Raw genomic sequence first — 24602 nt, 5'->3', positions numbered from 1 at the left:
TGACGGAGGGTTATACGGGAAGCCGGGACCGGTTCACCCCGGAGGCCTCGTCCTTGTACCCCTCGGAAGCGGTAATAATTTATACTCCGAATCACTTTTTATATGCATGGTTTCAAAAGTAGGAATTATTGGGGAGGATGACTACGGAGGGGCGCTATCTCCGGCCGACCTCGGCGAGCGCAAAGCGCTGGTCGGGTTCGGCGACACCGACGCCGAGAACGTGGCCGCGGTCGGGTCGCTACTGGACGGTCGGAGCGAGTCGGTCGCCGAGCGACTCCGAGAGGCGTACGCTACCCGAGAGGGCCTCGACGACGAGCACGTCGCGGCGCTGGCCGACCTCGGCGCGTCGCTGTCGGACGCCGGGGCGGAGACGTACGACGCGGAGTACTTCGCCGAGCGCGCGCGGTTCGCTGCGGCCCACGACCAGCTCGGACTCGCGCCGTCGGCGTACCTCTGCGGACACGCCCGGTGGTTCGAGGCGGCGCTCCCGGCGCTGACCGAGGCGCTACAGGACGACGTCGAGCGGGCGATTCGGAACCTCGCGCCCAGCACGGCTTCTGCCGACGCTCGGGAGGACGCCGACGCGGCCGACGACCTCGCGGGCGAGTTCGAGAGCGAGGAGGTCGCCGACCCCGACGACCGTCGGGACGGCGACGAGTTCGCAGTGCTCGTCGAGCAGGTCAACGCCCACGTCTCCGAGCGGTTCGAGCAGGTGGCGTCGCTCGCGCGCCTGTTCGCGCTCGACGCGGGCGCGGGCCTCGACGCCTACGATTTCGGCGCGGGGGACGCCGGAGACGCCGACCTCGGAGACGAGGCCGCGGAACCGGAGGCCAAGACCGCGGAACCGGAGGCCGAGACCGAGGACTTGCAGGCCGAGACCGAGGACTTGCAGGCCGAGAACGAGGAACTCCGCGAGGAGCGCGACGAACTGGAGAAGCGACTGGAGATGGTCGAAGCGATCCGCGAGCAGGCCCAGGCGAACGTCGCCGACCTCAACGACTCGGCGGGCGAGGTCACCCGCAGCTCCCAGGAGATCAGCCAGCTCACCGACGATCAGTCCGACCAGATGGACCAGATCGCCAGCGAGGTGTCCAAGCAGAGCGCGACCGTCGAGGAGATCGCCGCGAGCGCCGAGGAGGTCGGCCAGCAGAGCCAGAAGGCCCAGCGGCTCGCCGAGGAGGGCCAGGAACTCGGTGAGCGCGCCATCGAGGCGACCAGAGACACCGACGAGGCCCGCGAGAGCATCGTCGAGGACGCCCAGGCGCTACAGGACGCGGTCGACGAGATCGGCGACGCGGTCGAGATGATAAACGACGTGGCCGACCAGACCAACCTGCTCGCGCTGAACGCCTCCATCGAGGCCGCCCGCGCGGGCGAGGCGGGCGACGGCTTCGCGGTCGTCGCCGAGGAGGTCAAGAACCTCGCCGAGGAGTCCCAGACCCGCGCCTCGGAGATCGAGGGGATGGTCGAGCGCATCGAGGACCGCGCCCAGAGCACCCTCGACAGCCTCGGTGAGAGCGAGCGGTCAATCGCCGACACGGTCGAGTCGGTCGAGAAGACCGGCGAGAAGCTCGAACTCATCGTGGACGCCGCCACCGAGACCGCGACCGGGATGGGCGAGATCACCGACGCGACCGACGAGCAGGCCGCCAGCACCGAGGAGATCGCGAGCATGATCGACGACGCCGCCGAGAAGGCCAATCGGGTCTCCGAGGAGGTCGACACCATCGCGGCCGCTACCGAGGAGCAGGCGATGATGGTCTCGGAGCTGGACGAGGTCGTCTCGAAGCTCTAGCCGGTGTTCTTCATCCCCCCAGCGATTCCCTTCACGGTGAGCCTGAGCGTGCGCTCGGCTTCCGGCGACCGGTCGTCTCGGGCGAGCAGCCGGGTCTGGAGCAGGTTCAGCGGGTCGACGTAGGGGTTTCTGCGCTCCAGACTCTCTTCGAGCCACTCGCGGGTGAGCAGGCCGTCACGCTCGGCGATGTCGGTGACGAGTTCGACCGCGCGGTCGTACTCGGCCTCGATGCGCGGGAAGAACTCCCCGCGGAGGTCGTCGTCCGCGAGCGTCGCGTACTCGGCCGCGACTTCGAGGTCGGTGCGGGCCAGCGCGAGCGCGGCGTTGTCGAGGGTGGTCCGGAAGAAGGGCCACTCGGCGTACATCTCTCGGAGAGTGGCGAGGTCGCCGCCGGAACGGAGGTAGGCGTCCAACCCCGCCGCCAGCGAGTACCATCCCGGCAGGATGGCCCGCGACTGGGTCCACGAGAACACCCACGGGATGGCCCGGAGGTCCTCGACCGACCGCTCGCCCGACCGCGAGGCGGGCCGGGACCCGAGGTGGAGTTCCTCGATGACCGTGATGGGAGTCGCCTGCTCGAAGTAGGCGACGAACCCCTCGGTGTCGAGCAGGTCGCGGTAGGCCGCTCGGGCGGCGTCGGCGGCGGTCTCCATCGCCGCCGACCACTCGTCGGGCACGTCCTCGATCGGTTCCCGGATGGCATCGTGGCGGGCGCGCAACTGGGCGTCGAGCATCTGTTCGAGGTTGCGCTCGGCGATGCGGGGGTTGGCGTACTTCTCGGCGATGGCCTCGCCCTGCTCGGTGAACTTGACCTGCCCCGTGACCGTCTCGTTCGGGAGCGCGAGCAGGGCGTCGTTCATCGGCCCGCCGCCCCGCGAGATGGAGCCCCCGCGGCCGTGGAACAGCCTGAGGGTCACGTCGTGGTCGTCGCAGATGTCGGCGAGTCGCTTCTGGTTGCGGTAGAGGCTCCAGTTCGCCGCGAGAAAGCCGTTCTCCTTGTTGGAGTCCGAGTAGCCCAGCATGATCTCCTGCACCCCGTTCCGCGCCTCGACCGCCGCGGCGTACGCCTCGTTCTCGAAGAGGGTGCCCATGATTCGGCGCGCGCCCGAGAGGGCCGACTCGGTTTCGAGCAGGGGGACCACGTCGAGCCCCGAGTGGTCGGGCAGGTCCACGAGTCCGGCCTGATCGGCCAGAAAGAGGACTTCGAGGACGTGGCTGGGCTCGTCGGTCATGCTGATGCAGTAGGTGTCGATGGCCTGCGCGCCGTACTCGGCCTGCCAGTCGGCGGTCCGGTCGAAGAGGGTGAGGACCCGGGCCGCGGTGTCCGAGAGGTCGTCGGTGTCGCTCACCGCGATGACGGGGGCGTCCTGCAGGACGGCGTCGGTCAGGGTCTCGACGCGCTCGCCCTCGTCCATCCCGGCGTAGTCGATTCCCTCGCGGGCCAGCGCCTCGGCGACGGCCGCGGTGTGGTTCTCGCGGTGGTCCCGCAGGTCGAGGCTGGCCAGCGACAGCCCGAACGTCTCGACCCGCCTGCGGAGGGGGTCGACCTCGGCCGCCGCGACCGCCTCCGCGCCGTTCTCGCGCAGGCTCTCGGCGATGGCGTCCACGTCGGCGAGGAGTTCGTCGGGGTCGTCGTACTCGCCGGGGCGCACGTCGCCGACCCTGTCGAGGCGCTCGCGCATCAGCCGGAGCTTCTGTCGGTAGGGTTCGCCCGGGTACTCCGCTTGGGCGTCGGCCGCGACCCCCGGGAGTCGCTCGCGGTCGGCGGCGAGGCGTTCGGCGAACGCCTCGCCGACTCCGGCGTCCTCGCCCTGACTCAGCACGCCCGAGAGGCGTTCGAGCTGCTCGCGATAGAGGTCGACGACGGTCTCGCGCTGGCGAGCGAGGGTCTCGGCGGTCACCTCGGGCGTGACGTAGGGGTTGCCGTCGCGGTCGCTTCCGGCCCACGACCGGAACTCGAAGAGCTTCGGGACCTCGATTTCGTCGAACGCCGCGCCCAGCTCGCGTTCGAGCTCGTCGTACACCTCCGCCACCACGTCGAACAGGACGCGTTCGAGGTACCACTGGACGTTCAGCGCCTCGTCGGTGACCTCGGGCCTGCGACGCCGGACCTGCGGGGTCTGCCAGAGGCCCGTCACCTCGGATTCGAGGTCGCGCTCGACCCGCCCGCGCTCGCGGTCGGTCAGCCTGCGCTCGTCGAGGGCTTCGAGGTCCTCGGCCACCGACCGGAGCTTCGCCTTGACGGTCTTCCGGCGCGCTTCGGTCGGGTGGGCGGTGAAGGTGGGTTCGACCAGCACGTCGTCGAGCACCCGCCGCACGGTCTCGGCGTCGGCCTCCTCGGAGAGGGTCTCTGCGGTCTCGGCGATACCGTCCGAGAGCGTTCCCTCCTGCGTCCCCGTCCGGACCGCCCGGACGCGCTCGCGCTCCTCGGCGAGGTTGACGAGTTCGAAGTAGGTCGTAAAGGCCCGGGCGACCGCGCCCTCCAGTTCGGTCGGGAGGTCGTCGAGCGCCGACCGCAGGGCCTCCCGGGAGTCGGCCTCGCCTCGGCGGTAGTCGATGGCCGCGGTCCGGACCGACTCCACGAGGTCGAACGCCTCGGCGGAGACCTGTTCTTCGAGGACCCTCCCCAGCAGTTCTCCCAGCTCGCGGACGTCTCTGCGCGCGTCTCTGGCATGCAAGTCCATGGCACGGTGTTCATCCTCGGGAGAGTAAAGGGGCCGGGCCGCCGTGAAAATTGCCACTCGAAACCGAGTAAATTAGCTGTACTCCCGCCAGCGGTGCCCGCACTCCTGACACTTGAAGAAGCGCGTCGGCGGTTCGTCGGCCGCGCCGGTCTGCTTGATGGTGTACCACGCCTCGCCGTGACCGCACTCCTCGCAGGTCACGTCCTTGGCGGTCGGCTTGCCCTCGAAGTTGGCGTCCTCGGAGGTCTCGATGACCGCCGAGTCGCCCTGCTCCTCGGTCGAGACGAACTCGGCGGCCTTCTCCTCGTCCTTGGCGACGGTGTGCTGGCAGTCGTCGTTCGTGCAGACCATCTTCGACCCCATCGACTTCATCATGGAGCCGCATTCGTCGCAGAATTGCATGGGCGTCGGTAGTCGCGCAGCGCCTAAAAGCGCCTCGCTCGGGCGGCCACGTCGCACCCGAGGTTCGACGGCCCGAACGCCGACGACGCCCACCGCCGGGAGGACCTACTCGGCGTCATCGGCGTCCTCGGCGTCCTCGGCGTCGGCCCCGAGCGGGTCGAACGACTCCTCGTCGACCACCATGGGGCAGTCGGCGACCCGGAAGTGCTCGGAGTCGACCATCTCCAGAATCGCGGTCCCCTCGTGGCTGCAGGCGAGTTCCGGCGGGTCGGCGAGGTGCGGACAGCCGTGACAGGTGTCCTTCGGGATGGTCCGCACGTCCCGGCCGTCGAAGCCCTCGGCGTCGTCGACCGCCTCGGGGGGCACCGAGACGCCCATCCCCTCGTCGTCGCCCTCGGCCAGCCGTTCCCAGAGCTTCTCGCCGTCGATCTCGCCAACGTCGACCGACTCGAAGGGGTCGTCGCTCGCGCGGCGTCGCCGCTTTCGCTCGTCGACCTCGGCGGCGACGTCGGCGAGCGGGCCGTCGCGCCGCGGCGACTCCGCGCGCGCGTCGGTCTCGCCGGTGCGGTCCCGGACTGCCGACGCGAGGTCGCCCAGCGGTTCGTCGGAGGTGGAAGCGGAGTCGGGGTCGCGCTCGTCGGTCATTCGTCGTCCTCCAGCAGTTCTTCGAGCGCCTCGTCGTGGTCGGCCGACTCCTCGTCCATCACGTTCTCCACGTCCCAGTCGGCCCGCTCGCCTTCGAGCGCGGGCGCGTCACCGATGACGAGGGTGTGCGAGCCGAAGAAGCCCTGCTTTGGCTCGACGTCGTTGAAGGTGCTGGCACAGTGGGGGCACTTCGGCGCGGCCAGCAGGCCGATGTGGACCGTCTTCCCGCAGTGGCCGCACGCGGCGGACTCGACCCCGCGGCGGTTGGCGAGGTGGGCGAGTTCGTCGGCCGCCGCTCGGGTGGCGTGGCGGGCCGCCAGCGTCCGGGTCTGCTCGCGCAGGTCCACGGTCGCCTCCGCGAGCGTGGTCAGCTTGGATTCGAGGTCGTCGGTCGCGTCGGTCAGGTACTCCAGCACGTCCTCGTAGTTGTCGAAGCCGGTCTCGACCGTCTCGTCCAGCGCCGCGAGCTCCTCCGAGAGCGACTCCACCTCGGCCGCGAGTTCGTCGGCGCGGTCGGCCGCCTCCGCGGGCGCGAGTTCGGGGTGGTCGTGGTCGGCGGGTGCCTTCCCGTCGGTCTCGCGCTTGACCTGTATCACCCGTTCGCGAACGTCCTCTATCTTCTCGTCGAACTCCTCGCGGACCTCCTCGACCGTCTCGTCGAACTCCCCGCGGGCCTCCTCGACCTCGGTCTGGAGGTCGTCGTGAGACGCCGCGAGGCGCTCGGCGAACTCCCGGCGGAGCGCCACCAGCTCCTCGCCCGACGCCTCGGCCGCGTCGGCGTCCGGCCGGAGGCGGGCGAGCAGTTCCTCGCGGCTCACGCCCATCTCCTCGGCCTTCGCTTCGAGCCACCCCTCCAGCGAGCCGCCCCCGAGCGGCGTCCCGCTGACATCTTCGCCAGCCATTCGGTCTCAGTTCTCACAGCCCCGACTTAATGGTTGGCCTCTGAATCGGGTGGTGTTCGGTGGGTGAAATGAGATTCCGAGGTCAGGTTCGAGTGTGAAGTCGACATCTCCGTTGGGACGGACTTCCCGAAAGCCCCCGCCCGCTCGCTCTACATCTGAACCGCGAACGCGTTCGGAGTCGTGAAGGCCTCGAAAGCCCCCGCCCGCTCGCTACCCACGACAGCTTCCAAAACCGGGAACGCCCGAAAGCCCCGCCCGCTCGCTCTACATCTGAACCGCGAACGCGTTCGGAGCCGTGAAGGCCTCGAAAGCCCCCGCCCGCTCGCTACCCACGACAGCTTCCAAAACCGGGAACGCCCCGAAAGCCCCGCCCGCTCGCTCTACATCTGAACCGCGAACGCGTTCGGAGCCGTGAAGGCCTCGAAAGCCCCCGCCCGCTCGCGGTCGCTCTGCGGGATATTTCCGCGCCTCCCCCGCAACGCACAGCACCGGCGCGGAAATAGTGGCCCGCAGAGACGACCACGGGCCTGCGGCCCGCGAGCGGGCGGCCCCTTTCAGTCCCGCCCTCGGCGGGTCGTCTCACCGGCCGTTTCCGGTAGATTGTGTCACCGGGCGGTTCGGATGGACTGCTCGGGCGAGCGACCGCGGATGGACTGCTCGGGCGAGCGACCGCGGATGGACTGCTCGGGCGAGTGTCCCGACCGAAGGCCGACCGACGCGATTTCCGTCGGAAATCGCGTCGGTCAGACCACCGCGTCCTCGACTAGCTCGGCGATCTCGGCCCGCGTCTCGTCGTCGACTTCTCGGTGGGGCGTCCGGGCGTAGCCCGCGGGCGCGCCCCGCTCGCGCATCGCGGCCTTCGCGCCCGGGACGCCGAACCGCGAGGTGACCGCGCGGTTGAGGTCCACGAGGCTGGCGTTGAGCTGGCGGGCCGCCGCGTCGTCGCCGCCGAGGTGGAGCTGATATACCTCGTTCGCGCGCTCGGGCGCGACGTTCGCTAGCCCGAGGATGCCGCCGTCTCCGCCCGCTTCGAGCGCGTGGGCGTAGACGCTCCCGCTGCCGACCAGCAGGTCGAACTCCTCGTCGGCCGTGAGCGCGCGCTCGCGCTGGAACGCTTCGAGGTCGCCGCTCGAATCCTTCATCCCGGCGACGTTGTCGTGGCTCGCCAGCCGACCCACCACCTCGGGGTTCAGCTTCACGTCGGTGTAGGGCGGCACGCTGTAGAGGTAGACCGGAATCGGGCTCTCGTCGGCCACCTCGCGGTAGTAGGCTTCGAGCGCCTCGTCGTCGTGGGGGTAGTAGAACGGCGTCACGACCAGCGCGGCGTCGGCACCCGCCTCGGCCGCGAGGTCGGTCTGGCGCAGCGTCTCCCGGATTCCGGGATGGCCCGTCCCGGCCACCACCGGCACGTCGACGGTCTCGGCCACGACCTCGGTGACGCGAGCCCGCTCCTCGACGCTCATGAGCTCGGATTCGCTGTTCGACCCGCAGGGAACGACGAAGTCGACGCCGCGCTCGACGACCCACTCCGCGAGGTCGCGCAGGCGGTCGGTGTCGAGGTCGTCGTTCTCGTCGAAGGGCGTGATGAGAGGGACGCCAGTTCCGCGCATACCCCACCGTCGTTCCGACCGACCTTGAATGTGGGCGACCCGGAAATCCGTGCCCCGCCGTCGCCGCGTCCCGGGGACCGACTCCGGAACCGTCTGACGCACTTTTAAGTCGATGCCGTACACAACCCCGACCGGGCGCGCATCGACGGCCTCTCTCCCCCATCCTCCCACACGCGCGCCCGGCACACCACCACACCTCCCCACACCCTCTCCCCACTCTCCCCATTCGACGAATCGTCGATTCCGGAGCCCTCCGACCCCCGAGTAACTCCGGGTTACGCGCGGCGTAGGCCGCGTTTGACGAAATCGGCCTGCGGCGACAGCCCCCGCCTACGCCCCCGACAGACGCCCCATAACAAAGTCCGAACTCGCCGAAGAAGGAGACGCGCCCGACGGTTCGGGCGCAAGCGTGCAGCAGTCTCCCGGTCGGACGGCCCGACGACGCCGGAGGCTCTGGCGGCGGGCTGGCCTCTCGCCACAGTGTCACCAACCCTCCCACGAAAGTTCTCGTCTCGGGCGTCCACCTCGAACCCCGCGCTACCCAATCGCCCTCCTCATTTTATCTACTCGGGAGCTTGCACCGAAGCCTTCCCTTGGTTCCGACACTCGAAGGGAGCGACTGGACCACCGTAGTGGCTCGACCGACCGACTAAAAACGGGGTGCTATTCGTCGCGTTCGGTTGAACTATCGTCGACGTCGCCCTCGCCAGCCAATATCTCTTGGCCTTCGAATTCGGGCTTCGGGCGGCCGTCGCCATCGGTACCGCTATCGCCGGTCGTCTCTGTCGGCTCGTCGTCAGCCATTCTACTCGTCGTCGTCCTCGTCGAAGTCGCCTTTGAACACGGTCTGCCCCTCGAAGCTCGGTTTTTCGCGGTCGTCACCGTCGCTCTCGTTGCTCCTCTCCGCCTCCATGTGTCAGGATACGGAACACCTCCAACTAACTCCGTCGATTTTGCCTACGCTCAGAAGGCGTTTCGATACCGGACGCTCGTGTCCAATCGGCGACCTCGATTAGAGGAAGTTATCAGCCCTGCAAGCGCTTTCGCGCCTCCGGGAGCGCCTCGCGCTCGGCGATGAGCGCGAGGCGGTCGCCCGCCTCGACCGTCGTCCCGGGGAGCGGAATCGTCATCCGCTCGCGGGCCCGCCCGTGGGCGTAGACGCGGGCGTCCTCCGAGAGTTCGAGGGAGGCGACGCGCTCGCCGACGATGGGCGACGACTCGGGGACGGTCAGGGTGGTCAACTGGAGTCCCTCGGTCAGGTCGGCGATGACGTTGAAGTCCCCGCCGAGCAGTGCGGTCTTCGCGCCCGCCGCGCCGAGGCGCTCGGGGTAGACCACTTCGTCCACGTCGTCGGCGAACTTGTGGTAGATGTCGCCCCGATAGTCCTCGTCGATGCGCATCACGGTCCGACAGCCGTAGTGTTTGCCCATCATGCACGCCGCGAAGTTGACGTTGAGGTCGCCGGTCAGCCCCGCGACGGCGTCGGCGGTCTCGGGGTCTGCCTGCGCCAGCACCTCCTCGCTGGCTCCGTCTCCCTCGATAACGAGGAATCCCTCCGAGCGCGCGCGGTCGGCCGTCTCGGCGTCGTTCTCGACCAGTGTCACGTCGTGGCCCTCCTGCTGGAGGATTCGGGCGGTGCGGAGCCCCACCCGTCCTGCACCAACGATAACAAACCTCATGGAGTCCCGTAGCACGAGAGAGGACAAAAGGGTTGGCGTCGGTCCGGCCGACCGCGGGACCGGAGCCGAGAACGGAACGGACCAGAGCGACGTCGAGCGGTCATCGGGAGGTCTCGTGGCCGTCGGCCAGTTCGGTCACCGTCTCGTGGAGGACCTCCGAGTCCCCGATGGGCTTTGTGAGATAGGTGTCGCAGTCGAGACCCGGCGACGGGTCGGCGGCCGAGACCATGGCGACTCGGCAGTCGAAGTCGGCGTCCCTGATCCGGTCGAGCAGGGCGTCGCCCGTGGTGTCCGGCAACCGCCGGTCCAAGATCACCACGTCCACGCTCGCGTCGAGTAGTTCCATCGCGTCGGCAGCGCTGTACGCCGTCAGCACCTCGAAGTCCTCCCAGAGGATTCGAGCGAACCCGTCGGCGAGCGGGCGGTTGTCGTCGACTACCAGTACCGTCGAGTCGTCGGGCGTGTTCGTTTCTCCCGGCACTAAACGACTGTCAGGTAGAACCGCACGTATAACAAGAACGCGTCGGTTGCAGACCGTTGCAACCGTTGCAGTCGCAGTGGGGTTCCGTCCGGCGTACCGTTCGCTCGTCGAGCGAACGGTACGCCGGATTACCGCAGGCGAGCGAGCGGAACGCCGGGCTACCGGCGGGGAACGAGCGCCCATCTCGGGAGGCTCCGCCCGTGTGACACCCGGCGAAACCGCCCGACGGAGCCGGTTTTCAGTCCGTGAGAATCGCGCACCCCTTATATGTCCGACGGGTTCGAATCGCCGAGTGTAGCCATGTACGACACGGTGTTGCTCCCGACGGACGGGAGCGAAGCGACGGAGTCGGTGGTCGAACACGCCCGCGACGTGGCGGTCCGGCGCGACGCCGCGGTCCACGTCCTCTACGTCGTCGACGACCGGGCGTTCCTGACCCTCGACGACGAGCGGGTGCCCGAGGTCACCGACCGACTCCGCGACGAGGGCGAACGCGCGACCGCCGGGGTCGCCGAGGCATTCGAGGCCGAGGGACTCGACGCGACGACCGCGGTGCGGAAGGGCGACCCCGCCGACGAGATACTCGCGTACGCCGCCGACGCCGACGCCGACCTCGTGGTGATGGGGACCCACGGTGACGACCCGACCCGCGACATGCTCGGGAGCGTCTCCCAGCGGGTGGTGACGCGGTCGTCGGTGCCCGTGTTGACCGTCGACGTCTCCGAGGAGAGGGACTGAACCGACCGGGGAACCGCTCGGAAACGAGAAGCGCGCGACGACCGACCCCGCCATCCGCGAAACCATGACCGACACCACTCCCACCCCCACCGACCGGAATCGAACCGACGCCGACCCGAGAGCCGAGGGTCCCGACCGACTCTCTGCGGGCCCCGAACGTGACGACGCCGACCTGACCGCGGTCGTGGTCGAGTACGACCTCGGCCCGGACGAGTGTACCGTCTATCCCCGGAAAGCCGACGACCAGACCCTGATGACCGAGTGGATCACCGCCGAGGAGGGGTCGTACGTGGCGCTCGACGAGATGCGCTGAACTCCGTTCTCCCGCTTCAGCCGTCCGGCCGCCAGACGGCGGTGAAGACGGCGTCGTCGTCGGTGACCGTCTCGAACTCGTACCCCCTGTCGGTGAGCGTTGGGTAGAGGTGCTGGGGCGCGCGGTCGTTGCGCTGGACCAGTACGGTCTCCTCGTCGAGGTCGGCCAGCGTCTCCAGCGTCTCGGTCAGCGGTTTCGGCGGTCCGGCGTCGGCCACGTCGAGCGCGTAGCGCGGGCGGTCGGCCGGGGCGGCGGTCCGCTCGACGGTCCGGCCCGCGAAGTCGGTCTGCTTCGAAGCCATGGTCGAATCCACGCGCCGGACTCCCACGGCGTTTGCCCCGAACGCGTTCGCCGGAGGTCCTCCGACGAACGCGTTCGTGAGAGGGAGCCGAACGTTCGAGGGTGATGGGCGAATCCGCGGCGACATGACCGAACATGTTCGGGGAGACTTATGGGGCCGTGGCGTCCGACCGTACATATACGACTATGCCCACCGCGAAACTCCACATCACGCTCCCCGAGCGCGTCTGGGTTCACGAGCTGTCGACCGCGAACCCCGAGGTCGACTTCCGCGTGCTGGCGGCGCTCCCCGCCGAGGAGACGGGGGTCGGCCTCCTCGAAATCTCGGGCCCGGAACTCCCCCGCGTCGTCGGCGAGATGGAGCGCCACGACGACATCGTCAGGCTCGACCTCCAGCAGGCGTCCGAGGACGCCGCGCTGATCGAGTTCGAGACCACCGCGCCGCTGTTGCTGTTCACGGTACAGGAGTCGGGGATGCCCCTCGAACTCCCGTTCACCATCCGGGACGGTCAGGCGACCGTCGAGGTCACCGCCTCGCGCGACCGCCTCTCTTCGTTCACCACCCAGCTCGACGCGTTCGGGATGTCGTTCGACGTCGAGTACGTCCGCGAGATGGTCGACTCCGAGAGCCTGCTGACCGACCGCCAGCGCGAACTCCTCTCGGCCGCGGTCGAGCGGGGCTACTACGACACCCCCCGCGAGTGCTCGCTGACCGAACTGGCCGAGGAGGCCGGGGTCGCGAAGTCGACGGCGAGCGAGACCCTCCACCGGGTCGAGGAGAAGATAATCAAGCAGTACGTCGAGGGCTGAACTGCGCGACTCGCCCGCGGGCGAGTCGCGCGGGACCGACCCACGACCGGAACGTACTTGGCGTCCTGTCAGCAACCCTCGATGATGCCCTCCCCTGACGCGTCCCGCGCCCCCGATTCGAAGTCGTGTCGGTCCCGACCGCGACCCGGACGGCGAGGCTTCCTCCGACGGACGGGCCTCGCGTTCGGGTCACTGGGGTCGCTATCGAGTCTCGCTGGCTGTTTCGACTCCCGCGCACCCAGCGACGCCGCGGCGGTCGAAGCCGTCGAGGCCAGCCTCGACGCGCTGGACGACGTCGATGGCTACACCGTCGACATCGGCGGACGCGTCGAGGGCCGCGCCCGCGGCGAGACCGTGACCGCGAGCCTCGACGGCGAACAGCGAGTCGACGAGACCGAACGGCGGGCCCACGCGCTCGTCGAGGCCGACGACGACCGCGAGGAACTGTACGTCGAGGACGCGACCGTCTACGAGCAGTGCGGGTTCTCGCACTACAGCAACGTCGACGACGCGTGGTATCCCGCCGAGACCGACGCCGATTGGCGGGAAGCGACGCTCCTCGGGTCGCAGGCCGAGCTACTCGACATCTCGGAGGTGTACGACCGCGGGACCGAGACCCGCACAGAGGGAGAGGCCCGCGTCGTCGAGTTCGCGCCCGCCCCCGACGAGTACCACGAGTACCAGCGCCGGGTCGGGGTCGACGACGAGGACATCCAGTCGCCCGACAGCGTGACGCTCACCCAGTGGCTGGTCGACGACCGACCGGTCCGGATGCGGTCCGAGGTCGAGCGCGGGTCGCTGTTCGGTCCCACGGTCGAGGAGGAGATCACCCACGACGTGACCTACGGCCCCGTCTCGATAGAACTGCCCGAAATCGTCGAGGACGAGGAGGGCTGTCCGGAACCCTGAGGGCGGGAGCTACCCGGCGTCGGCCAGTCGGTCGGCCACCGCCTTCGCCTCCCGCACCCTCCCCGGAATCCCGGCCCGGGCGGTGTAGTTGGTGCAGAGGTCGACCCCCTCGGGCGCGTCGATGCGGTCGAGCGCGGTCCAGCTGCGGTCGTAGGCGGGCATCCCGCGGGGGAGTCGGTGGACCGACAGCGCCCGCGCCGGGTGGCCCGTAATCGCCTCGAACTCCTCGCTGGCGACGGATTCGAGTCGGTCGTCGCTCCACTCGACCATCGCGGGGTTCCGCGACCCGCCGAGGTAGCAGGTGTAGACGCCGTCGCGGTCGAGCAGGCTGGCGTTCCACGTCGCGCCCAGCGTCCGGAAGTCCTCGTCGTACTGGACCTGATAGCCCGCACCCGTCAGGTCGGCGTCGGCGCAGAGGTGGACCAGCACTTGGGGGTTGTAGTTCAGTTCGCGGAGCGCGCTCGCGGTGTCGGGCGCGAGGTCGGCGAACAGGTCGGCGGTCACGTCGGCCGGGGTCGTGACGACGAGCCGGTCGACCCGGACCTCGTCGTCGGACGTTTCGAGGGCGAATCCCGCGGCGTCACGTTCGACCGACTGGACGGGCTCGCCGAGGCGCACGCGGGGAGCGTGCGCCTCGGCGAGCGCCTCGGGAAGCCGCCCGAGGCCGTCGCCGAACGAGGCGACGGGCGGGGCCTCCCGACCCCGAAGGACCTTCTTCGCCACCGACAGGAGGACGCTCCCCTCGATGCCCGCCGAGTCGAGCGCCCGCGACAGCGAGTGCTCCATCGGCATCTCGTCGGGGTGCGAGCCGTAGAGGCCGCCGTACAGCGGCCCGAAGTAGTAGCGGGCGACCTCCGAGCCGAACGTCCGGGTCAGGAACTCCTCGACCGTCTCGCCCTCCCGGGCCGGGCCGGTCAGGGGTTCGAGCAGGACCCGGAGCTTCGCGGGCCACGAAATCAGGTCGGTCGTCACCGCCTCGCGGGGGGTCTGGGGCACCCGGCGGAGCCTCCCGTGGTGGTAGACGTACAGCGGAACGTCGGCGGCCTCCCGGAGCTCGTCGCCGAGTCCGAGGTCCTCGACCAGCCCCGCGACGCTCGGGGTGAGCCGAGTGCGCTGGGGGCCGAAGTCGAGGACCCTCCCCTCGATTCGGTCGCTTCGAATGACACCACCCGGCCGGTCGTCGGCCTCGAAGACGACGCTCTCGACGCCGCGCTCGCGGAGGTAGTGGTGGGTCGCCAGCCCCGTGATGCCGCCGCCGACGATGCCGACCCTCATGGTTCGGTGAGGAGGTCGAGCGCGGTCTCGGGGTCGGCGTCGCGCTCGTCGAGCGCCGCGACCCACCGCTCGACCAGCGCGTCGGTGATGCGGGCCGACAGCCGGGCGACGAGCGCGCGCTCGGCGGGGGTGAGTTCGCCGCGCGCGTCCAGCGTTCCCAGCGCGGCGTCGAGTTCCCGCCTCCGGGCGCGCTCGCCGCGCGCCCGGAGGCGGGCGACCGCGGCGTCGGGGTCGGTCTCGGGCGAGCGGTCGGTCTCCGCCGAGCCGTCGGTCCGGGAGTTCGCGATTCGCCCTCGCGGGCCGGGAGACGCTCGGCGTCTCCCGGCCCGCGTTCGAGGAGTCCGGTCACGTCGCGGTGGTTCGTCTCCGACGCCCGAGTCGCCTTCCCCGAACGCGTTCGGCCCGCGGGCATCTCACTCGGCCTCCCACGCGAGCGGGTCGTCGTCCCACGGGAGCGGGCCGTCGTACCCCTCGGGAACGAACGAGCAGAGCGGGTCGCTTTCGAGGGGGTCGCCCGTGTGAGCGTAGGCGCGCGACCGGCTCCCGCCACAGACGTTCCGGAAGGGACACGCGCCGCACTTGCCCTTCAGGCCGTCCTTCTCGCGCAGCGACTCGAACAGCTCGGCGTTCCGGTAGATGTCCACCACGCTCCGGTCGCCGACGTTGCCCGCCGACTCGGGCAGGAACCCCGAGGGGTACACCTCGCCGAGGTGGCTCACGAACGCGAAGCCGTCGCCAGCCGTGATGCCCATCTGCCGCCGGGGCGGCTCGTCGGTGGTCTGGACCGCGACCCGGCGGTAGTGGGGCGCTTCGGTCGTCTTGACGCCGAAGGGCCACTTCTCGCCCTGCTCGACCAGCCACTCCATCACGCGCTCGGCGCGGTCGGGCGAGACGGCGTCGAGCGCCGCGCCCCGGCCGACCGGGACGAGGAAGAAGACGCTCCAGAGCACCGCGCCGAGGTCTGCCACGAGGTCGGCGATGTCGGGCAGGTCGGATATCGTCTGCTTGCAGACGGTGGTGTTGACCTGCAGGGGGAGCCCGGCGTTCCGGGCGGCCTGCGCGGCCGCCATCGTCTCCTCGTAGCTCCCTTCCTCGCCGCGGAAGGCGTCGTGGCGCTCGGCGGTCGCGCCGTCGACGCTGACCGCCATCCGCCGGAGACCCGCGTCGGCGAGGTCCCGGACCGCGTCGGCCGACAGCGAGGCGGTCCCGCTCGGGGTCATCGTGACGCTCAGGCCGATTTCGGTGCCGTACTCGACGAGCTCGACCGCGTCGTCGCGCTTCAGGGGGTCGCCGCCCGAGAAGACGACGAGCTGGTCCTCGCCGAACTCCCGGACCTCCTCGAGCAACGCCTTGCCCTCCTCGGTCGTGAGTTCGTCGGGGTGGCGGGTCGTCTGGGCGTCGGCCCGGCAGTGTTCGCACGCCAGATCGCAGGCCTGCGTCAGCTCCCAGATGAGCACGAACGGCCGCTCGTCGGTGTCGACCCGCGCGGGCGGCCCGCCCGACCCACTCGCTGGCTTCGACATGGCGGGCGGATTACTCCACCACTATCGCGCCCTTCATCCCCATCGTCTCGTGGGGGACACAGGAGTACTCGAACGTGCCCGACTCCTCGAAGGTGTGCTCGAAGGTGTGGCCCTTCTCGGAGACCGTCTCGCTCTCGAACTCGCCGTCGGTGTGGGCCACGTTGTGCTGGCCGCCGTCGCCGGTCCACTCCCAGACGACCGTCGTCCCGGAGTCGACACGGACCGCCGCGGGGTCGAAGGCGAACCCGCCGCCGTTGCCCTGCGCGCCGACCGCGACCGACACCTCGTCGGAGCCGGTCTCGTCGACCACGCCGTCGTAGTTCTCCACGCCGTCGAGCCAGCCGCCGAAGTCCTCCGAGCCGCCGGAGTCGCCGCCCGACTCCTCGGTGTCGCCGCCCGACTCCTCGTCCCCGCCCGACTCGTCGGACCCGGACTCCTCGGAACCGCCGGAGCCGCCGTCGCTCGAACAGCCAGCGAGCGTGACGCCAGCCACGCCAGCCGCGGTCATCTTGAGTACGGTCCGTCGGTCGAGTGCATTTCGTCGCATACGAGCACCTTGTTGGGGGCTATAAATACCAGTAGCTCCGATTCTCAGTCGGTGAAAACGGCCCGAACAGGTTCGGCGACGGGGATTCCCGGCGCGCGACACGACTTCGAACCATGCCCGGGTTTCCGCGACCGTTCGCCAGCGAGGACGCCGATGAGCGACGCTCATCGAGCAGTGCGACGAAGTCGCACAACGCCGACGCCGACACCGACACCTTCGACGGGTACGACGAGTTCGTCCCGGCCCACCTCCCGGAGCCGGGGCCGTTCCTCGACGGGGGCGACGTGCTGGAGGGCGACGACCACGTCGCCTTCCACCGGCTCACGCGCGAGATATTCGAGGAGCGAGGGGTCTACGACGCGACCTTCGGGTACAACCTCGCGCGCCTGAACCTCGACGCCCGCCACCCCGACGCGGGGTTCCGGTACGCGGTCGCGCCCGACGACCCCGACGTGCTTCTCGCGGAGTTCACCCCGACCACGAAGTTCTGCCCCCAGAGCGACAGCCTGACGGTCGGGTCGTTCCGCGCGTGGAACGGACTCGCCGAGCGCCACGAGTACGACCGCGTCTCGGTCGCGGTCGCGCCCCTCCACCACGACAGCACGAGGACAAACGAGAAGCTCCGAGACCTCGAAGCGCGTTCGCGCGACGACGGGAGTCTCCGCGAGGGCGACCCGCGGGGAGCGACAGAGAGCGACGACGAGGACGACGGCTCGGCGACCCCGTTCTGAGAGTTTCGCGAACCCGAATAAATCACCGGGGTGGGACTGAAAGGGGCCGCCCGCTGGCGGGCCGAAGGCCCGTGGTCGTCTCTGCGGGCGACTATTCAGGCCGGGCGTTGCGGAGAGGCCTGAATATCCCGCAGAGCGACCGCCAGCGGGCGGGGGCTTTCTGGGCGTTCTCGGCTGAATTTGTAGCACTCGTTCACGCCACTCTTGAGGGCCGAACACCTTCGGGGCAACCGCTACCGAAATCGCCGACCGACTTCGGAACATGCCCCGAACCCTCGACGTGCGCGAGAGAGACGGCGAACCGTTCTCCGACATCGTGTCGGCGCTCGGCGACCTCGGCGACGACGATACGCTGGTGCTGGTCAACAGCTTCGAGCCCGAGCCGCTGTACGCGGTCCTCGACAGGAGGGGCTTCGACCACGAGACCGAGCGGGTCACGGACGACGAGTGGCGCGCCGAGATAACGAGACGATGAGCGCGATTCCCGGGGGTATCGACGCCGAGCGCGGCCCGCCGATGGCGATACCGCTGGGTCACTTCGTGGTCGGGTTCGGGTTCCTGCTCGCCGGGAGCGCGCTCGGGGTGGCAGAGGCGGCCGGGTTCGGGCAAGGGCTCTCGGTCGCGGCCCACGTCCACCTCCTGCTGGTCGGGTGGGTCTGTGTCACCATCATGGGCGCGATGACCCAGTTCGTCCCGGTCTGGTCGGGCGTCGAGCTACGCTCCCGGCGGCTGGCGGCCGTCCAGCTCGGGCTCGTCGCGGTCGGGGTCGCGGGATTCGCCGCCCTGCTCGTGGCGGGCGAACTCGGCTGGCTTCCGGTCGCGGGCGCGGCGATGCTCGCGGGCTTCTGGGTGTTCGCCTACAACGTCGGGCGCACCCTCTCGGGAGTCGAGGGGTGGGACGTGACCGAGCGCCACTTCGCGCTCGCGCTCGGGTCCCTCGTCGCGGTCACCGCGCTCGGGTTCGTCCTCGCGGTCGATTTCGCCCGGCCGGTGCTGGCCGACGCGGGCCTCTCCCGGACGGGAATCGTCGAGGCCCACGCCACGCTCGCGGTGTTCGGAATCGTCCTCACGACCGTCGTGGGCGCGCTCTACCAGCTCGGGACGATGTTCACCCAGACCGAGCTCCGCGGGACCGACATCCTGCTCCGGCGCGTCGAGGAGTGGACCTACCCGGCCGGGGTCCTCGCGCTCGCTGGCGGGCGCGGAATCGACAGCGAGCCCATCGCGCTCGCGGGGGCCGCGTTCGTGCTGGTCGGCCTGCTGGCGTTCGCGGCGGTTCTCGCCCGGAAGCTGCGCGAGACGCGGGTCGAGCGCACGCCGATGCTCTCCCGATACGCGGTGGTCGCGGGCGCGCTCCCGGCGTGGGCGCTCGCGAGCGCGCCCGCGTGGCTGGCCGACCCGACCGACCCCGCGGCGACCGTGGGCGCGCCCGGCGCGGGCCACCTCCTGCTCGGGGGCGTCGTGGGGTTCGTCCTGCTCGGGACGCTCTACCACGTCGTCCCGTTCATCGTCTGGGTCCAGCGGTACAGCGACCGCGTGGGGCTCGAACCGGTGCCGATGATCGACGACCTCTACGACGACCGGCTCGCGGTCGCCGACTTCTGGCTCGCGCTCGGGGGTCTCTCGGTCGTGGTCGGCGGGGAGCTGGCGGGGGTCGACCCCGCGGTCCTCGTCGGCGGAATCGCCGCGACCATCGGCTTCGCGGTGTTCGCGGCGAACCTCGTGGGCGTGGTGGTCCGGCACGGCCCCGAGTCGCTCCGAATCGGTAGGCTGGCCGCCGAGGAGGCGACCCGGTCGGACGCCGACCCCGACCCCGACGAGCGGTACCCGTGACGGACCCGAGGGCGGCCTCCACACATCTTCCACGTCTTCCACGTACCCCTAACCGCACCCTCGTAAGTAACTGTAGCCTCGTATTTTTCCACCGGCGCGCGCGAGCAACGCGCGCGAGGGACGAGTATCGCAGGGAGTGACCGAAGGGAACGACCGAGAAACGCAGGAGGCTGGGGAGGGTCGAGGTCTGCGGTGGCGGTGCGGTTCTCCTAGGTACCGGGAGTAGCTAGCTCGGTCGACTCGGAAGTAGCTAGTCCGGTCGGCTCGGCAGTAGCTAGTTCGGTCGCGTCCAGTTCGTGCCACAGAACCCACACCCACGAAACCCCCGAACCCGAACACGTTCGGCGAAGCGTCCACCCCCGACACCGCCCACCCTTCGGACATGGTCGCGACAGACTTCGACGCCGAGCGCGAGTACGACGACGAGCGGTTCTCCGCCCGCCCGGTCTTCCGGAGCGACCGGATGAAGGTGGTGCTGGGCTACTTCGAACCCGGACAGTTCATCCCCGTCCACGCGCCCGACAGCGACGTCGCCATCACGGTCCGGCGCGGGACCGGCGTGGTCCGGGACGGCGACGACGAGCACGCGGTCGAACCCGACGACGTGGTGGTCGTCCCGGCCGGGGAGGACCGGGGCGTGAGGGCCGACCCCGGCGAGCGACTGGAGGCGACGCTGGTGACCGCGCCGCCGCCGACCGACGCCGAGCACGACCCCGTCCGGGAGGGCCTGAAGAGGGGGGAGTTCGACCCCTCGACCGAGGACTGACTCCGCGCTCGGACTGATTCGGCGGGGCTGGCCCCGCGCCCCGAACACGTTCGGGGCAACCCCGAATAGCCGACCGGGCCAACCACCGTGTGCATGCCGACCGTAGATGTCCGCGAGATTCCGCCGCCGGAGCGTCACCCGATGATCCACCAGACGTTCGAGGACATGGACAGCGGTGAGACCCTCGAAATCGTCAACGACCACGAGCCAAAGCCGCTGTTCTACGAGATGCAGGCCGAGGTCGAGTCGTTCGACGCCGACGGCTACGAGGTCGAACGCGAGGGAGACCGGACGTTCGTCGCCAGATTCCCGAAGCGGTAGCGACTGGATCACACTGCCATGACCGAGACAGTCGCACTCGACGACCTGACCGAGACGCCCCGGGAGGTCGCGTTCCCCGGGTCGGAGCCCAAGACCGTCCGCCTGTCGCTCGGCGAGGGCGAGGCGGTGCCCGCCCACAGCCACCCCGAGCGCGAGCTCGTGGTGTATCTGGTGTCGGGCCGACTCGACGTGTGCATCGACGGCGAGTCGAACGTGCTCAAACCGGGCGAACTGCTACGATTCGACGGCCGACGGGAGGTGGCACCCCGGGCGGAGGCCGACAGCACCGCGCTGTTGGTCCTCGCCCCGCGCTCCGGAGAGTAATCGCCGCCGCGGTCCGGCCGCCGGACGGCGGCCGGGCCGCGGGCTCGGATCGCTCGGTTCCCCGTCTTTCGTCATCCCACGTTTCCGTTCCCCGTCTTTCGTCATCCCACGTTTCCGTTCCCCGTCTTTCGTCATCCCACGTTTCCGTTCCCCGTCTTTCGTCATCCCACGTTTCCGTTCCCCTTCTTTCGTCACCTCGCACTTCTGTTCCCCCTCTTCGATTCGCCGCGTTTCCGTTCCCTTCTTTCGTCGTCGCCCATCCCAGCGCCGGGACGCGACGCCGCGGCGTCGCGTCCCGGCGAAGACCGACACCGGGGCGGTCCCGACCGCGCTTCGAACATGTTCGGACACGTTCCCGGGGGTCGGGAACCGGACCCCCGTTAAATGGACCACGCTGGACGACGTACTCGTGTATGAAAGTGAGACGTAGCACGCTCGCGAAGATACTCGCCATCGTATTCGTCCTGAATCTGGCGGTGATGGGCGTCGGCGCGTGGTACTCCTATCAGGAGGCCCCGCCGATTCCCCAGGAAGTCGTCGGTCCCGACGGCGACACGATGGTCACCGCAGAGCAGGTCCGGGACGGGAAGACGAGCTTCCAGTCGAACGGCCTGATGAACCACGGCTCGATTCTGGGTAACGGCGCGTACTACGGCGAGGACTACACCGCCGACGCGCTCGACCTGAAAGTCGAGCACATGCGCGACTACTACGCCCGCGAGCAGTACGGCGAGGAGTACGGCGCGCTCGACGACGGCGAGCGCGCGTCGGTCGACGTGGCCGTGAAGGCCGACCTCGGCGACGGCGAGGCTGGCGACCGCATCGAGTACTCCGCCGCCGAGGCGTACGCCCACGAGCAGGTCCGCGAGGAGTACGTCGAGCGCTACCACGAGGGGAGCCCCGAGCGGGGCGTCCCCGCCGACATGATAGCCAGCGACGAGGAGGCCCGCGAGTTCGCCGACTTCGCGCTCTGGACCGCGTGGTTCTCCCACACCGACCGGCCCGACGGCGACCACTCGTACACCAACGACTGGCCCTACCACCCCGCGGCGGGTAACGAGGCCACCGGCGCGGCGATGACGTGGAGCGTCATCGCCATGGTCCTGCTGGTGGCGGGGGCCGGAGCCGGGGTGTGGCTCTACAAGTCCATCGAACTCGACGAGCCCGAGACCGAGGGCGTCACCGTCCCCCGGCCGAGCGAGGTGAGCCTCTTCCCCGGACAGGCCGCCGCGCTCCGGTTCGTGGTGGTGGGCGCGGGGCTGTTCCTCGCGCAGGTCCTGCTCGGGGGACTGCTCGCTCACTACTACGTCGAGCGCGACGCGTTCTTCGGCCTCGGGGAGATGCTGGGCATCGACTTCCTCTCGCTGTTGCCGTTCGCCATCGCCAAGACGTGGCACATCGACCTCGGCATCCTCTGGATAGCCACGCTGTGGCTCGGCGCGGGACTGTTCCTCCCGCCCCTGCTCACCGGGCGCGAGCCGAAGAAACAGGGCACGTACGTCGACATCCTGCTGGGCGCGCTGGTCGTCATCGTGGTCGGCGGCCTCGCGGGCATCTGGTTCGGCGCGAACGGCTACCTCGACGGCGCACTCTGGTGGATTCTGGGCAACGAGGGGCTGGAGTACCTCGAAATCGGCCGCCTCTGGCAGGTCGGCATTCTCGTGGGCTTCCTCGCGTGGGCTGGCCTGACCGCGCGGGGTCTCAAGCCCCTGCTCGACCGCGAACCGCGGTACGGCCTCGCGCACATGATCCTGTACGCGGGCGGCTCCATCGCCCTGCTGTTCACCGCGGGCTTCCTCTACACCCCCCAGACCAACATCGTCGTCACCGAGTTCTGGCGGTGGTGGGTCGTCCACATGTGGGTCGAGGGGGCCTTCGAGTTCTTCATCGTCGCGCTGGTCGGCGTCACGCTGGTCAGCATGAACCTCCTAGAGAAGCGCTCGGCCGAGAAGGCCGTCATGGTCCAGGCCCTGCTGGTGATGGGCACGGGCGTCATCGGCGTCTCCCACCACTACTGGTGGGTCGGCCAGCCCGACATGTGGATTCCCATCGGGAGCGCGTTCTCGACGCTCGAACTCATCCCCCTCGTCTTCATCCTCTACGAGGCCATCGGCCAGTACCGCGCGATGGCCGACGGCGGGGAGTCGTTCCCCTACACGCTCGCGTTCATGTTCATCGTCGCCAGCGGCATCTGGAACTTCGTCGGGGCGGGGGTTCTGGGATTCTTCATCAACCTCCCCATCATCAACTACTTCGAGCACGGCACCTACCTCACGGTGGCCCACGCCCACGCCGCGATGTTCGGCGCGTTCGGCTTCCTCGCGCTCGGCATGGTGACCTACATGCTACGCATCGCGGTGCCCGAGACCAAGTGGAGCGAGCGCAACCTCCGGTGGGCGTTCTGGACGTGGAACGTCGGGCTCGCGCTGATGGTCGGCCTCTCGCTGCTCCCGGTCGGCTTCCTCCAGCTGGAGGTCGCGTTCACCCAGACCTACGACGCCGCCCGGAGCCTCGCGTTCTACGAGGGCGAACTGGTCCAGTTGCTGTTCTGGCTGCGGATGCCGGGCGACACGCTGGTCATCGTCGGAACCGCCATCTTCGGCTACGACGTGGTCAAGAAGGTGCTGGCGCGCCGCGAGACCACGCCCTCGGACGCGCCCGCCGACGAGGAGTTCCCCGCGGCGACCCGGTCGGTGTCGGACGGCGACGACTGAGCCGCGGTCCCGACTGATTTTCCGGCCGAGGGTGGTTTCCGGCCGAACGTGTGCGGCGCGGTCCCCCGCCGATTCCCGGATTCCGAGAACGGCGCGAACGTGTTCGTCAGCGTTCCTGACGCCCGAGAATCGTAATCTCGGTTGAAGGGTATCGGTCCCCTATCTGCAACTGTGAGGTGACCACCAATGCCAGCGACTTCCCGGCGGATCGTCCTGCAGGGCCTCGGAATCGGCGGCGCGGCCTCGCTCGCGGGCTGTGCGGGCCAGAGCGCGCCGAGCGCGACCGACACGACCACCCAGACGACCGAGGAGACCGACACCGAAACCGACGCCGACCGCGTCGCGGCCGACCCGACCGACATCCCCGACCCCATCGACCGTAGCGAACCCGCGGAGGTCGACGTGACCCTCCGGGCGGAGGAGGTGACCGCGGAGGTAGAAGACGGCGTCACCTTCGACTACATGACCTACAACGGGCAGGCCCCCGGACCGTTCATCCGGGTCCGGAAGGGCGACACCGTGAACCTCACGTTCGAGAACCCCACGGAGAACGACCTGCCCCACAACGTCGACTTCCACGCCGCGGCCGGGCCGGGCGGCGGCGCGGAGGCGACGATGACCGCGCCGGGCGAGACCGCGCGCCTGAAGTTCAAGGCGACCTACCCCGGCGCGTACATCTACCACTGCGCGGTCCCGAACATGGACATGCACATCTCGGCGGGGATGTTCGGCATCATCCTCGTCGAGCCGGAGGACGGCCTCCCCGAGGTCGACCACGAGCTCTACCTCGGCCAGCACGAACTGTACACCGACAAGCGCGCGGGCGAGGAGGGCCACCACGGCTTCGACATGTCGGCGATGGCCCGCGAGGAGCCGAGCTACGTCGTGATGAACGCCGAGAAGTACGCCATCACCCCCGACGGCTACGGCGCGATGGGCGTCGAGACCGGCGACACCGCGCGGGTGTACTTCGTCACGGGCGGGCCGAACCTCACCAGCAACTTCCACCCCATCGGCAACGTCTTCGAGGAACTCTGGCCCGAGGGGTCGCTGTCGAGCGACCCGCAGACCCACATCCAGACCAAGCCGGTCGCGCCGGGCAGCACGACCGTCGCCACGATGGGCTTCGAGGTGCCCGGCCCCTACAAGCTGGTCGACCACGCGCTGAGCCGGGTCGCCCGGAAGGGCTGTATGGCGGTCGTGGCGGCCGAGGGCGAGGAGAACCCCGAGGTGTTCGACCCCGAACCCGGCGAGTGATTCCCGGACGGCCGACCTCGATTCCAGCAGGTGAGGCCCGTAC

26 protein-coding genes are annotated in these 24602 nt (G+C 69.6%); 13 read left to right on the top strand and 13 right to left on the bottom strand.

Annotated elements, in window-relative coordinates:
- Positions 1 to 106 precede the first annotated feature (106 nt).
- Positions 107 to 1795: a methyl-accepting chemotaxis protein gene (locus NGM10_RS10960; RefSeq protein WP_253478609.1), complete on the top strand. Its 1689-nt coding sequence runs from the start codon at positions 107 to 109 to the stop codon at positions 1793 to 1795.
- Here the strand turns inward: NGM10_RS10960 and ppc are convergent.
- The 8 genes from ppc to NGM10_RS10920 form a co-directional block, all read right to left on the bottom strand.
- Positions 1792 to 4479, bottom strand: coding sequence for a phosphoenolpyruvate carboxylase (ppc, locus tag NGM10_RS10955; protein ID WP_253478606.1), 2688 nt, complete (start codon positions 4477 to 4479; stop codon positions 1792 to 1794). The genes NGM10_RS10960 and ppc overlap by 4 nt on opposite strands.
- Positions 4480 to 4551: 72 nt before the next feature.
- Complete coding sequence (locus NGM10_RS10950; protein WP_253478603.1) at positions 4552 to 4881, bottom strand: transcription factor S; 330 nt, start codon at positions 4879 to 4881, stop codon at positions 4552 to 4554.
- Between the two features lie 105 nt (positions 4882 to 4986).
- Complete coding sequence (locus NGM10_RS10945) at positions 4987 to 5526, bottom strand: DUF8135 domain-containing protein (protein ID WP_253478600.1); 540 nt, start codon at positions 5524 to 5526, stop codon at positions 4987 to 4989.
- Positions 5523 to 6428 carry a hypothetical protein gene (locus NGM10_RS10940; RefSeq protein WP_253478597.1) on the bottom strand — a complete coding sequence of 302 codons (906 nt, stop codon included), beginning with the start codon at positions 6426 to 6428 and terminating at the stop codon, positions 5523 to 5525. The genes NGM10_RS10945 and NGM10_RS10940 overlap by 4 nt, the downstream gene beginning before the upstream one ends.
- 743 nt (positions 6429 to 7171) lie before the next feature.
- Complete coding sequence (locus NGM10_RS10935; RefSeq protein ID WP_253478594.1) at positions 7172 to 8038, bottom strand: dihydrodipicolinate synthase family protein; 867 nt, start codon at positions 8036 to 8038, stop codon at positions 7172 to 7174.
- A 663-nt stretch (positions 8039 to 8701) separates the two neighbouring features.
- Entirely contained in the window at positions 8702 to 8842 is a 141-nt protein-coding gene (locus NGM10_RS10930) for a hypothetical protein (RefSeq protein ID WP_253478590.1), read from the bottom strand.
- Between the two features lie 221 nt (positions 8843 to 9063).
- Positions 9064 to 9717 carry a potassium channel family protein gene (locus NGM10_RS10925; RefSeq protein ID WP_253478586.1) on the bottom strand — a complete coding sequence of 218 codons (654 nt, stop codon included), beginning with the start codon at positions 9715 to 9717 and terminating at the stop codon, positions 9064 to 9066.
- A gap of 100 nt (positions 9718 to 9817) precedes the next feature.
- Positions 9818 to 10198, bottom strand: a complete 381-nt coding sequence (locus tag NGM10_RS10920; RefSeq protein ID WP_253478582.1) for a response regulator — start codon at positions 10196 to 10198, stop codon at positions 9818 to 9820.
- 300 nt (positions 10199 to 10498) lie between these two features.
- On the opposite strand from NGM10_RS10920, the gene NGM10_RS10915 reads away from it, so the two are divergent.
- Together NGM10_RS10915 and NGM10_RS10910 are read left to right on the top strand one after the other, a co-directional pair.
- Positions 10499 to 10936, top strand: coding sequence for a universal stress protein (locus NGM10_RS10915; protein ID WP_253478579.1), 438 nt, complete (start codon positions 10499 to 10501; stop codon positions 10934 to 10936).
- Between the two features lie 64 nt (positions 10937 to 11000).
- Positions 11001 to 11249: a DUF7511 domain-containing protein gene (locus NGM10_RS10910; protein WP_253478576.1), complete on the top strand. Its 249-nt coding sequence runs from the start codon at positions 11001 to 11003 to the stop codon at positions 11247 to 11249.
- A 16-nt stretch (positions 11250 to 11265) separates the two neighbouring features.
- On the opposite strand, the gene NGM10_RS10905 is transcribed toward NGM10_RS10910, so the two are convergent.
- Complete coding sequence (locus tag NGM10_RS10905) at positions 11266 to 11550, bottom strand: DUF2249 domain-containing protein (RefSeq protein ID WP_253478573.1); 285 nt, start codon at positions 11548 to 11550, stop codon at positions 11266 to 11268.
- 185 nt (positions 11551 to 11735) lie between these two features.
- On the opposite strand from NGM10_RS10905, the gene NGM10_RS10900 reads away from it, so the two are divergent.
- Complete coding sequence (locus tag NGM10_RS10900) at positions 11736 to 12359, top strand: helix-turn-helix domain-containing protein (RefSeq protein WP_253478570.1); 624 nt, start codon at positions 11736 to 11738, stop codon at positions 12357 to 12359.
- An 84-nt stretch (positions 12360 to 12443) separates the two neighbouring features.
- The gene (locus NGM10_RS10895; RefSeq protein WP_253478568.1) at positions 12444 to 13268 is read left to right on the top strand and encodes a hypothetical protein; all 825 of its coding nucleotides are present in this window, start codon (positions 12444 to 12446) and stop codon (positions 13266 to 13268) included.
- Positions 13269 to 13277: 9 nt separating this feature from the next.
- Here NGM10_RS10895 and hemG read toward each other — a convergent pair whose 3' ends face one another.
- The 4 genes from hemG to NGM10_RS10880 form a co-directional block, all read right to left on the bottom strand.
- Positions 13278 to 14543: a protoporphyrinogen oxidase gene (gene hemG / locus NGM10_RS10890; protein ID WP_253478565.1), complete on the bottom strand. Its 1266-nt coding sequence runs from the start codon at positions 14541 to 14543 to the stop codon at positions 13278 to 13280.
- Positions 14540 to 14830: a glutamyl-tRNA reductase gene (locus NGM10_RS18285; protein WP_368408667.1), complete on the bottom strand. Its 291-nt coding sequence runs from the start codon at positions 14828 to 14830 to the stop codon at positions 14540 to 14542. Before NGM10_RS18285 ends, hemG begins: the two co-directional genes overlap by 4 nt.
- A 126-nt stretch (positions 14831 to 14956) precedes the next feature.
- On the bottom strand, positions 14957 to 16066 hold the full coding sequence (locus NGM10_RS10885; RefSeq protein ID WP_253478562.1) for a radical SAM protein: 1110 nt from the start codon (positions 16064 to 16066) through the stop codon (positions 14957 to 14959).
- 10 nt (positions 16067 to 16076) lie between these two features.
- Positions 16077 to 16613 (bottom strand): halocyanin domain-containing protein, encoded by a 537-nt coding sequence (locus NGM10_RS10880; protein WP_253478559.1) that lies wholly within the window; start codon positions 16611 to 16613, stop codon positions 16077 to 16079.
- A gap of 113 nt (positions 16614 to 16726) precedes the next feature.
- On the opposite strand from NGM10_RS10880, the gene NGM10_RS10875 reads away from it, so the two are divergent.
- The 8 genes from NGM10_RS10875 (at position 16727) to nirK (ending at position 24559) form a co-directional block, all read left to right on the top strand.
- Positions 16727 to 17344, top strand: a complete 618-nt coding sequence (locus NGM10_RS10875; RefSeq protein WP_253478556.1) for a DUF7998 family protein — start codon at positions 16727 to 16729, stop codon at positions 17342 to 17344.
- Between the two features lie 262 nt (positions 17345 to 17606).
- Positions 17607 to 17819 carry a DUF2249 domain-containing protein gene (locus NGM10_RS10870; RefSeq protein WP_253478552.1) on the top strand — a complete coding sequence of 71 codons (213 nt, stop codon included), beginning with the start codon at positions 17607 to 17609 and terminating at the stop codon, positions 17817 to 17819.
- Positions 17816 to 19177 carry a hypothetical protein gene (locus tag NGM10_RS10865; protein WP_253478549.1) on the top strand — a complete coding sequence of 454 codons (1362 nt, stop codon included), beginning with the start codon at positions 17816 to 17818 and terminating at the stop codon, positions 19175 to 19177. The genes NGM10_RS10870 and NGM10_RS10865 overlap by 4 nt, the downstream gene beginning before the upstream one ends.
- Positions 19178 to 19559: 382 nt before the next feature.
- Complete coding sequence (locus tag NGM10_RS10860) at positions 19560 to 19943, top strand: cupin domain-containing protein (RefSeq protein ID WP_253478547.1); 384 nt, start codon at positions 19560 to 19562, stop codon at positions 19941 to 19943.
- Positions 19944 to 20036: 93 nt separating this feature from the next.
- Positions 20037 to 20264: a DUF2249 domain-containing protein gene (locus tag NGM10_RS10855; RefSeq protein WP_253478544.1), complete on the top strand. Its 228-nt coding sequence runs from the start codon at positions 20037 to 20039 to the stop codon at positions 20262 to 20264.
- 18 nt (positions 20265 to 20282) lie between these two features.
- Complete coding sequence (locus tag NGM10_RS10850) at positions 20283 to 20588, top strand: cupin domain-containing protein (protein ID WP_253478541.1); 306 nt, start codon at positions 20283 to 20285, stop codon at positions 20586 to 20588.
- Positions 20589 to 21001: 413 nt separating this feature from the next.
- Entirely contained in the window at positions 21002 to 23302 is a 2301-nt protein-coding gene (locus tag NGM10_RS10845) for a nitric-oxide reductase large subunit (protein ID WP_253478538.1), read from the top strand.
- A gap of 186 nt (positions 23303 to 23488) precedes the next feature.
- Positions 23489 to 24559 carry a copper-containing nitrite reductase gene (gene nirK / locus NGM10_RS10840; protein WP_253478535.1) on the top strand — a complete coding sequence of 357 codons (1071 nt, stop codon included), beginning with the start codon at positions 23489 to 23491 and terminating at the stop codon, positions 24557 to 24559.
- The last annotated feature ends 43 nt before the right edge of the window (positions 24560 to 24602 follow it).

It is taken from the genome of Halorussus salilacus, assembly GCF_024138125.1.
In the GTDB taxonomy this organism is placed as follows: Archaea; Halobacteriota; Halobacteria; order Halobacteriales; family Haladaptataceae; genus Halorussus; species Halorussus salilacus.
The sequence above is the reverse complement of the archived record's forward strand: the minus strand, read 5'-3'. Positions and strand labels throughout refer to the sequence as shown.